General features: G+C 55.7%; 7 protein-coding genes and 3 pseudogenes. 7 read left to right on the top strand and 3 right to left on the bottom strand.

The window, feature by feature from the left end; all coding sequences use genetic code 11:
- From Q9J80_RS10290 to Q9J80_RS10270, 5 genes are all read left to right on the top strand, one after another.
- Positions 1–551 (top strand): glycosyltransferase (locus tag Q9J80_RS10290; RefSeq protein WP_304678425.1); only part of this gene is annotated, 551 nt, incomplete at its 5' end.
- Positions 544–1,785 carry a NeuD/PglB/VioB family sugar acetyltransferase gene (locus tag Q9J80_RS10285; RefSeq protein ID WP_301673794.1) on the top strand — a complete coding sequence of 414 codons (1,242 nt, stop codon included), beginning with the start codon at positions 544–546 and terminating at the stop codon, positions 1,783–1,785. The genes Q9J80_RS10290 and Q9J80_RS10285, both read left to right, overlap by 8 nt.
- A gap of 131 nt (positions 1,786–1,916) precedes the next feature.
- Complete coding sequence (locus Q9J80_RS10280; RefSeq protein ID WP_301673793.1) at positions 1,917–3,092, top strand: DegT/DnrJ/EryC1/StrS family aminotransferase; 1,176 nt, start codon at positions 1,917–1,919, stop codon at positions 3,090–3,092.
- A 47-nt stretch (positions 3,093–3,139) separates the two neighbouring features.
- Positions 3,140–5,050 (top strand): polysaccharide biosynthesis protein, encoded by a 1,911-nt coding sequence (locus tag Q9J80_RS10275; RefSeq protein WP_301673792.1) that lies wholly within the window; start codon positions 3,140–3,142, stop codon positions 5,048–5,050.
- A 55-nt stretch (positions 5,051–5,105) separates the two neighbouring features.
- Entirely contained in the window at positions 5,106–6,398 is a 1,293-nt protein-coding gene (locus Q9J80_RS10270; RefSeq protein ID WP_301673798.1) for a valine--pyruvate transaminase, read from the top strand.
- 51 nt (positions 6,399–6,449) lie between these two features.
- Here Q9J80_RS10270 and Q9J80_RS10265 read toward each other — a convergent pair whose 3' ends face one another.
- The 3 genes and pseudogenes from Q9J80_RS10265 to Q9J80_RS10255 form a co-directional block, all read right to left on the bottom strand.
- The gene (locus Q9J80_RS10265; RefSeq protein ID WP_301673791.1) at positions 6,450–7,286 is read right to left on the bottom strand and encodes a PHP domain-containing protein; all 837 of its coding nucleotides are present in this window, start codon (positions 7,284–7,286) and stop codon (positions 6,450–6,452) included.
- 444 nt (positions 7,287–7,730) lie between these two features.
- Positions 7,731–7,934, bottom strand: a complete 204-nt coding sequence (locus tag Q9J80_RS10260) for an oxidoreductase-like domain-containing protein (protein ID WP_301673790.1) — start codon at positions 7,932–7,934, stop codon at positions 7,731–7,733.
- Positions 7,912–8,226: pseudogene (locus tag Q9J80_RS10255) on the bottom strand (RNA-binding S4 domain-containing protein). Before Q9J80_RS10255 ends, Q9J80_RS10260 begins: the two are co-directional and overlap by 23 nt.
- An 8-nt stretch (positions 8,227–8,234) precedes the next feature.
- On the opposite strand from Q9J80_RS10255, the pseudogene Q9J80_RS10250 reads away from it, so the two are divergent.
- Positions 8,235–8,504, top strand: a pseudogene (locus Q9J80_RS10250) (TonB-dependent receptor domain-containing protein); the annotation flags it as partial.
- 98 nt (positions 8,505–8,602) lie between these two features.
- Positions 8,603–10,306 (top strand): annotated as a pseudogene (locus Q9J80_RS10245) (ABC transporter ATP-binding protein/permease).
- Positions 10,307–10,318: the final 12 nt, after the last annotated feature.

Below are 10,318 nucleotides of genomic sequence, written 5' to 3'. Positions count from 1 at the left end.
CCCCCCCCCCGCGATTCCGCTCCAAAACCGTCCGCCTTTTCTACTTGGGCACGCTCAGTTACAGCTACGACGTGGAAACCGTGTGCAAAGGTGTTCGGAAACTTTTAGACGACGGCGAAAACGTCGAATTGCACATTATGGGCGGAGGACCCGATTTGGAGAAACTCAAACAATATGAAAATCGCGCCATCAAGTTTTACGGTTATTTAACCTATTCTGAAATGATGTCGATTGCCAAAGCGTGCGACATCGCCGTCAACGCCATCCATAGCCACGCCATGCAGTCGGTTACCAACAAACTTTCCGACTATATGGCATTGCAAAAACCGATTTTAAACAGCCAGACCAATACCGAAGTCCTCGGCCTCCTGAACCTGCTGCCGCACGAAAACTACCGTTCCGGCGACGTGGACAGCTTCGTTCAAGCCGCCAAAGATATTTTGAAACGCAAAAACGACCCCATTCAGTCCGACGAAATCGTCCGCCGCTTCAGGCGCGACATTTCCTATCGGAAAATCGTCAACCTGATTGAAAGATTGGCAAATGAGTAAAGCCGTCAAACGCCTGTTCGACATCATCGCATCCGCATCGGGACTGATTGTCCTCTCACCCGTTTTCCTGATTTTGGCGTACCTCATCCGCAAGAATCTGGGTTCGCCCGTCTTCTTCATTCAGGAACGCCCTGGAAAGGACGGAAAACCTTTTAAAATGGTCAAATTCCGTTCCATGCGCGACGCGCTTGATTCAGACGGCATTCCGCTGCCCGACAGCGAGCGGCTCACACCCTTCGGCAAAAAACTGCGTGCCGCTAGTTTGGACGAACTGCCTGAATTATGGAATGTCTTAAAAGGCGACATGAGCCTGGTCGGCCCGCGCCCGCTTTTGATGCACTACCTGCCGCTTTACGACGAATTTCAAAACCGCCGCCACGAAATGAGACCCGGCATTACCGGCTGGGCGCAGGTCAACGGGCGCAACGCCGCCTCATGGGACGAACGCTTCGCATGCGACATCTGGTATATCGACCACTTCAGCCTGTGCCTCGACATCAAAATCCTACTGCTGACGGTTAAAAAAGTATTAATCAAGGAAGGGATTTCCGCACAGGGCGAAGCCACCATGCCCCCTTTCACAGGAAAACGCAAACTTGCCGTCGTCGGCGCGGGCGGACACGGAAAAGTCGTTGCCGAGCTTGCCGCCGCACTCGGCACATACGGCGAAATCGTTTTTCTGGACGACCGCGCACAAGGCAGCGTCAACGGCTTTTCCGTCATCGGCACGACGCTGCTGCTCGAAAACAGTTTATCGCCCGAACAATTCGACATCGCCGTCGCCGTCGGCAACAACCGCATCCGCCGCCAAATCGCCGAAAAAGCCGCCGCGCTCGGCTTCAAACTGCCCGTCCTGATTCATCCGAGCGCGACCGTCTCGCCTTCTGCAACAGTCGGACAAGGCAGCGTCGTTATGGCGAAAGCCGTCGTACAGGCAAGCAGCGTATTGAAAGACGGCGTGATCGTGAACACTGCCGCCACCGTCGATCACGATTGCCTGCTTGATGCTTTCGTCCACATCAGCCCAGGCGCGCACCTGTCGGGCAACACGCGTATCGGCGAAGAAAGCTGGATAGGCACGGGCGCGTGCAGCCGCCAGCAGATCCGTATCGGCAGCCGCGCAACCATTGGAGCGGGCGCAGTCGTCGTGCGCGACGTTTCAGACGGCATAACCGTCGCGGGCAATCCGGCAAAGCCGCTGCCGCGCAAAAACCCCGAGACCGCGACGGCATAAGCGATTAAAATACACCCCCGTACAGACCGATTTTGACAACACCTGCGGCGTGCGCCCGATTCTTCGGAACACGCCCCCTTCAGACGGCATAGGGTCGGAAATGCCGTCTGAAAACCCACGGACAAACCATCATGTTGAACACTTCCCTTTCCCCGTGGCCCTGCTTCACCCAAGAAGAAGCCGATGCCGTTTCCCGCGTCCTCTTGTCCAACAAAGTCAACTACTGGACGGGCAGCGAATGCCGCGAATTTGAAAAAGAATTTGCCGCCTTTGCCGGCACGCAATACGCCGTCGCCCTTTCCAACGGCACGCTGGCACTCGATGTCGCGCTCAAAGCAATGGGCATAAGCGCAGGCGACGATGTGATTGTTACCTCGCGCACCTTCCTCGCCTCCGCGTCCTGCATCGTTAACGCAGGCGCAAACCCCGTGTTTGCCGACGTGGATTTGAACAGCCAAAACATCAGCGCGGAAACCATCAAAGCCGCACTGACACCAAACACCAAAGCGATTATCGTGGTTCACCTTGCCGGTATGCCCGCCGAAATGGACGGCATCATGGCTTTGGCCAAAGAACATGATTTGTGGGTTATCGAAGACTGCGCCCAAGCTCATGGCGCGAAATACAAAGGCAAATCCGTCGGCTCCATTGGACACGTCGGCGCATGGTCGTTCTGCCAAGACAAAATCATGACCACCGGCGGCGAAGGCGGTATGGTTACGACCAACGACAAAGCGCTGTGGAGCAAAATGTGGTCGTACAAAGACCACGGCAAAAGCTACGATGCCGTGTACTGCCGCCAACACGCACCCGGTTTCCGCTGGCTGCACGAAAGCTTCGGCACCAACTGGCGCATGATGGAAATGCAGGCGGCAATCGGGCGCATCCAGCTCAAACGCCTGCCCGAATGGACGGCGCGCCGCCAAGAAAACGCCGCCAAGCTGGCGGAAAGTTTGGGCAAGTTTGCCAGCATCCGTTTGGTTGAAGTCGCCGGCTACATCGAACACGCGCAATACAAGTTCTACGTTTTCGTCCGCCCCGAACACCTGAAAGACGGCTGGACACGCGACCGCATCGTCAATGAACTGAACGCGCGCAAAGTCCCATGCTATCAAGGTAGCTGCTCCGAAGTGTATTTGGAAAAAGCCTTCGACAACACGCCTTGGCGTCCGAAAGAGCGGCTGAAAAACGCCGTCGAACTGGGCGACACCAGCCTGATGTTCTTGGTGCACCCGACGCTAACCGACGGCGAAATCGCGTTCTGCAAAGAACACATCGAAGCCGTATTGGCAGAAGCCACACGATAACCCTTCAGACGGCATATGCCGCCTGAAAGCACATACCGCCCCACGATATGACTCTGGAAACCCTGCTTGCCCTACCGCGCAACATCAAGAAAATCTGTTTCCTCATACACGATTTTCTGATGATTTTCACCGCCTTCTGGTTTACCCAAAGCCTGAAGGCCGACTACTCGGACGAATGGTTCGATTTTGCCAACTGGCAGTCTTTTTTGCTGACTGCCTTGCTGACCATCACATTATTTATCCGAATGGGGCTTTACCGCGCCGTTACACGCTTCGTCAGCTTCCGCATCCTCACCACCGCACTGGCGGGCAGCCTCGCCTCCGCCGTGTTGTTTTTCCTCAATACGCTGATATTTGAAGAACGGCTGCGCCTCGCCCTGCCGATTGTCTATTTCTTACTGCTGTTTGTTTCCGTAACCGGCTCGCGTATGGTTTTGCGCGGGCTGCTGTCCGAACACCCCAAAAAACAGATGACCCCCGTCATCATTTACGGCGCGGGACGATCGGGCAGACAACTGCTCGAGGCCGTCAAACAGATACGCGAATATTCCGCGGTCGCCTTTGTGGACGACAACCCCAAGCTTTGGCACACCGTCATCTACGACCTTGCCGTTTACCAGCCCGATGCCATCGCCTTCCTCATCGAACGCTACGGCGTGGAAAAAATCCTGCTCGCCATCCCCAGTGCGACCCAGGAACAACGCCGCCGAATCATCAGCAAACTGGAAGCCTATCCGTGCGAAGTGTTGACCATTCCCGGAATGAAAGACCTGATGGACGGGAAAATCAGCATCGGCACGCTCAAAAAAATCTCTGTGTCCGACCTGCTCGGGCGCGATTCCGTCGCACCCGACGACCGCCTCATGAATGCCGACATCGAAGGCAAAACCGTCATGGTAACCGGCGCGGGCGGCTCCATCGGTTCGGAACTCTGCCGCCAGATTATCCGCCGCCGCCCCGAAAAGCTGCTGCTGTTCGAGTTATCCGAATTCGCCCTGTACACCGTCGAAAAAGAATTGCGCGAATACTGCACCCAAAACAATACCGATACCGAAATCCTGCCCTTCCTCGGCTCGGTGCAGAACCGCACGCTGCTCACGCGCATCATGACCGCCTGCCAAGTCTCCACCGTTTACCATGCCGCCGCCTACAAACACGTCCCCATGGTCGAATTCAACACCGTCGAAGGCATACGCAACAACATCTTCGGCACACTCGAGTGCGCGCTTGCCGCCACGGCATCGGGCGTAAAAACATTCGTCCTCATCTCCACCGACAAAGCCGTCCGCCCCACCAACACGATGGGCGCGGGCAAACGTATGGCGGAACTCTGCCTTCAGGCGCTCGCCGCCGAACCCGGACAGCAAACCCGCTTCAGTATGGTACGTTTCGGCAATGTTTTAGGTTCGTCCGGCTCCGTCGTCCCGCTGTTTGAAAAACAGATTGCCCAAGGCGGCCCGCTCACCCTGACCCACCCGGAAATCACGCGCTATTTCATGACCATACCCGAAGCGGCGCAACTGGTTATCCAAGCCGGCGCGATGGGCAAAGGCGGCGACGTGTTCGTCCTCGATATGGGCGAATCCGTCAAAATCATCGACCTTGCCCGCCAAATGATTACCTTAAGCGGACTCAAACCCAAAACGCCCGAACAACCCGACGGCGACATCGAAATCCTCATTACCGGGCTGCGTCCCGGCGAAAAACTCTACGAAGAGCTGCTCATCGGCGACAATGTCCGCCAAACCGCCCATCCGCGCATTATGACGGCTGACGAAGTGATGCTGCCGTGGCACGAGCTTTTGCCCATCCTCAACCGCCTGCGTACCGCCTGCGACCGTTACGACCAGCAGGCAATCCGCGACCTGCTCATCAACGCCCCGACCGGCTTTGCCCCGGCCGGCGGCATCTGCGACCTGCTTTGGGTACGAGAAACACACAGAAAAAATGCCGTCTGAACCTTCAGACGGCATACCGTACAAACCAACCTGCCTTACACACACGGAGTTTGATATGCAGTTTTCGGCATTCGGCGAAAAATTCACGCAACACAGCGGCATCCTGCAACTGATGGACGACCTCGGCGACGCGCTCAAAAGCGACAAGCCCGTCAATATGCTCGGCGGCGGCAACCCGGCACGAATCGCCGAAGTCAATGCCGTGTTCGCCAACGTATTTTCCAAACTGGCGGCAGAACACGCCGTCGAGAACATCGGCAATTACTCCAATCCCCAAGGCGATGCCGCGCTGATTGACGCGCTGGCCGCCTTCCTCAACCGCGAATACGGCTGGAATCTGACCGCCGGCAATATCGCGCTGACCAATGGTTCGCAAAACGCGTTTTTCTATTTGTTCAACCTCTTCGGCGGCAAATTCAAGCTTTCAGACGGCACATCCGCAGAAAAAGCCATTTTGTTGCCGCTCGCGCCCGAATACATCGGCTATGCCGACGTACATATCGAAGGGAAGCACTTCGTTTCCGTCAAGCCCAAAATCGAAAACGTCGAACACGAAGGCGAAGCAGGCTTCTTCAAATACCGCGTGGACTTTGACGCACTGGAAAACCTGCCCGAACTCAAAGCAGGCAAAATCGGCGCGATTTGCTGTTCGCGCCCGACCAACCCGACCGGCAATGTGCTGACCGACGGCGAAATGGCGCGTTTGGACGCTTTGGCGCGTGAACACGGGATTCCGCTGATTATCGACAACGCCTACGGAATGCCGTTCCCCAACATCATTTACAGCGACGTAACGCTGAATTGGCACGAAAACATCATCCTCTGCTTCAGCCTGTCCAAAGTCGGCCTGCCGGGCGTTCGCACCGGCATCATCGTCGCCGCGCCCGAAGTCGTCAAAGCCGTCAGCAGCCTGAACGCGATTGTGAACCTTGCCCCCACGCGCTTCGGCGCGGCCATCGCAACGCCGCTGCTGGAAAGCGGCGAGATGAAACGGCTTGCCGACCAAGTCATCCGGCCGTTTTACCGCAATCAGGCGCAAACCGCCGTCTCGCTGCTCAAGCGGGAGCTGGGCGCGTACCCGATGAAAATCCACAAACCCGAAGGCGCGATTTTCCTGTGGCTCTGGTTTGAAAACCTGCCCGTTTCGTCGCAAACCCTGTACGAAATGCTCAAAGCCGAAGGCACGCTGATTATTCCGGGCGAGCATTTCTTCGTCGGCATCGACACGCAGGATTACCCGCACGCAGGCGAGTGCATCCGCATGAGCATCGCGCAGGACGCTCAAACGCTGGAAAAAGGCATTGCCGCCATCGGCAAAACCGTCCGAAAACTGTACGACAACGTTTAAACCGCAAAAAATGCCGTCTGAAAGGTTTTCAGACGGCATTTTTATCCGCATTCAATGTCGGGAAAAATGCGCCCACACCGGCCTGCAGTTTTCCGGCAGCTCAGGACACGCGCCGAGGATGCCGCCGCTAAAGTCGTTTAAACGGTGGAAGTCGCTGCCCGCGCTGGCGAGCATACCGAAGCGTTCTGCCAAAAGCGCGTAGTTGAGGCGGTCGTTTTTGCAGCAGTTGCCGCTGTGGACTTCGATGCCTGCGCCGCCGAGGTTTTTAAATTCTTCAAACAGATTGCGCTTGGCGGTGGCGGACAAATCGTAGCGCATGGGGTGGGCGATGACTGCCATGCCGCCCGCGCCGTTGACGGCGGAGACGCAGTCTGCCAGCGTCGCCCATTCGTGGCGGACGGCGCAGGATTTGCCGTCACCCAAGTATTTGGTGAACGCCTGCTGCTTGTTTTTGACGTGTCCCGCTTGGATGAGGAACTCGGCGACGTGGGTGCGGCTGACCATTTCTTTGTTTGCCGCCAGTGCCAGCGCGCCGTCGTATGCGCCGCCGATGCCTTTCTTTTCGAGCTTGGCGGCGATGGCTTCGAGGCGTTTCAGACGGCCTTGCCGCACTTGCGCCAACAGGTTTTGCAGATTTTCGTCTGTTTCGTCAAAATCCAAACCGACAACATGTATGGTGCGCCCGCGCCACGTTACGGAGATTTCCACGCCGTTAATCAGGCGCAAACCGAGTTTGTCGGCTTCGGCACGCGCTTCGGCGATGCCGCCCGTGTGGTCGTGGTCGGTCAACGCCAGCAGCGTGCAGCCGTTTTGATGTGCGAGGCGGACGACTTCGGCGGGGGAAAGCATACCGTCGGAAACGGTGGAATGGCAGTGCAGGTCTATCATAAGGCGTTATGTGTGTGGTAAATGGTGGGCAGGGTGTTTCAATATTGTCGGGCGGTGTGGCGGCGGTAATGTTGAAGACGGGCGTATGGCAAATGCAAAGGAAAAGCCGCTATGCCGTCATTCCCGCGCAGGCGGGAATCCAGACTTTGATTTATTGGAAATGTTTAAGGTTAACCGCTATTTCAAACTTCCGGATTCCTGCTTTCGAGGGAATGGCGATATGAACGTTTTCAATTTTAATCTACTATAAAAGACTGTCTGAAAACGTGGTTTTATAGTGAATTAAATTTAAACCGGTACAGCGTTGGCTCGCCTTGGCTCAAAGAGAACGATTCTCTAAGGTGCTGAAGCACCAAGTGAATCGGTTCCGTACTATTTGTACTGTCTGCGGCTCGCCGCCTTGTCCTGATTTTTGTTAATTCACTATATCAAGCCGAATCGGTTTCAGACGGCATCGTCCGACCAACCCGCTTCTTTCAATTTCTGCCGTTGCGCGTCGTAGCGGGCCTTATCTGCCCAATAAATCGTCTGAATACACACCTCGCCGCAGTCGCTGCCGCAACATTCCCACGACTCGGGGCGGACGGGTTCGTCTAAAAGCGGCTCGCCCAAAAGGGCTTCGGCTTTATGCTTCAGGGTCGTATCCATCTGCGATTTCCAAGCGCGCGCCGTCAAACTCGATGACTTCGCCGCCGCGTATTTTGGCGGTTTTGCGGGTTTCGGTTTCGCCGTTGCGCAACACCAGCCCTTCGGCGATAAACGCTTTTGCCTGCCCGCCGCTTTCGGCAAGTCCGGCTAATTTCAAGAGGTCGCACAAGGCGATGTATTCGTTGTCTTCGAGATAGACGGTGGCTTCCATGATGTTCCCTTGCAGAAAGAGACCGTTATTGTAGCACCTGCCGCCGCCTCACCCAAAATTACCGCAAAACCGGCAGCACATCCCGCACACCGGTGGATGACGGCAAATGGACGGTCGGGCTGGGCTTAAAGAGCAGCAGCAAAACCGCCAACTCCTACGGCTTCATCAAGCAAGGCGGCTACACGGTTTGGAATACCAACGTCCAATACCGCCCAAGCAAAAACCTGCAACTGGGGCTGGCGGTCAATAACCTGACCGACAAACGCTACTATGAAAACAACAGCAACCGTACAAAAAACTACGGCAACTTCTACGGCGAACCGCGCAATGCCGTGTTCAGCCTGAAGTGGAAGATGTAAGGCGTGCCTTCGCTGCAAAAGTATCATTTTTAATCAAAGAGGCCGTCTGAAAGCCTGACCCTGCTTTCGGACGGCTTGCCGTATGCATTAAAAACATCATGAAACCCCTAAAAAACTTCCTTAATCTTGCCCGTCCGTTTTGGACAGGCAGACACAGCAAAACCCAATGGCTGATACTCGCCCCACTCATCGGCCTTACGCTTTTTTCAACCACCGTCAGCGTTTGGATAGCCGCTTGGGACAAACGCTTCTATGATGCGCTGGCCGCATTCGACGGCGCGTCCATGCCCTCCCTGATCAGTGAATTTTTAGGATATATGGCAATGATTGTTGCCTGCATCGGATTTGGGGACTGGCTGCAAAAACGCCTCATTTTCCGCTGGCGTTCCCATCTGACCGAGCAGTTCCAACACCACTGGCTTGACGAACACAAACACTACCGCCTGCGCCTGACCGGCGAACCAGACAACCCCGACCAGCGTATCGCCGAAGACATCTACCTGCTTGCCGACCAAAGTATCGGCCTGTTTCGCTCCTTTATCAGCAACATCACCAAACTCGGTGCCTTTGTTACCGTATTATGGACGCTCTCCGGCGTACAAACCTTCAATATCGGCGGACAAAACATCACCCTGCACGGCTACCTCGTCTGGGTTGCCCTGATTTATTCCGTCATCAGCACACTCTTCGCACACCTCGTCGGCCGCAAACTGAAAATCCTCAATATCGACCGACAACACCGCGAAGCCGATTACCGCGCCGCCCTCCTGCGTGTGCGCGATAATGCCGAACAAATCGCCTTTTACAATGGCAACGATGCCAAAGCAGACCGCCTGAAACAGCGTTTCAAGCGTATCCGCGACAACTGGCGGCAGCTGACCAACTGCGAATTCCGCCAAGAAACCTTCTTTGCAACCTACGTCCGCATCAGCATCTTTATCCCCATCCTCGCCACATTACCCATGTATCTGGCGAAAACCCTGACCTTCGGCGATATGATGCAGACCCGCACATCGTTTGCCCGGGTTCAAGACAGCTTCGGCTGGTTTACCGATTACTACCGCAGCCTTATCGAATGGGCGGCGGTCGTCGAACGCCTTTCCGGTTTTCAGACGGCATAGGAACAAATAAGTGAAAAAAGGACAACGGCAGCCGCAATACAAAAGCCCGACCCAGCACCGTCCGGCAACAAAGCAGGCGGCATCCTCGTCCTGCAAGACCTGACCGTCCACACCCAAGGCGGCGGCAAACTGCTCTCCGGTATCGCCTTCAAAGCCCGCGCCCCCGAATGGGTATTGCTCGAAGGCAAGAGCGGCATCGGAAAATCCACCCTTCTGCGCGTATTGGCAGGATTGTGGCCTTATTATCTCGGCAATTTCACATTAAAAGGCAGAACATTGTTCCTACCGCAACGCCCCTATCTTCCCGCCGGAACTCTGCGTCAAACCGCCAACTACCCGAATGCCGCACATACAGACAACCACGCCCTTCAGACGGCATTGGAACAGGTAGGGTTAGGCCGTCTGACCGACGACTTGGATACCGAAAAGGAATGGCACTCCCTCCTGTCAGGCGGCGAACAACAGCGGCTCAGCCTTGTCCGAGCCTTGCTGCACAAACCGCAAATCCTGTTCCTCGACGAAGCCACCAACCAGCTCGACGACGAATCCGCATTGACGCTGATGCACATCCTCAAACGCGAACTGCCCGATACACTGGTCATCGGCATCAGCCATCAAAACGAAATCAAAAACCTGTTTGAACGTAAAATTAATTTAACTGCTTGCCATCCGTCCGAATAAGGTATATAGTTC

The sequence above is a fragment of the Neisseria blantyrii genome (assembly GCF_962747855.1).
GTDB lineage: Bacteria > Pseudomonadota > Gammaproteobacteria > Burkholderiales > Neisseriaceae > Neisseria > Neisseria viridiae.
Note: the sequence above shows the minus strand (reverse complement) of the source record. Positions and strands in the feature narration are given on the sequence as shown.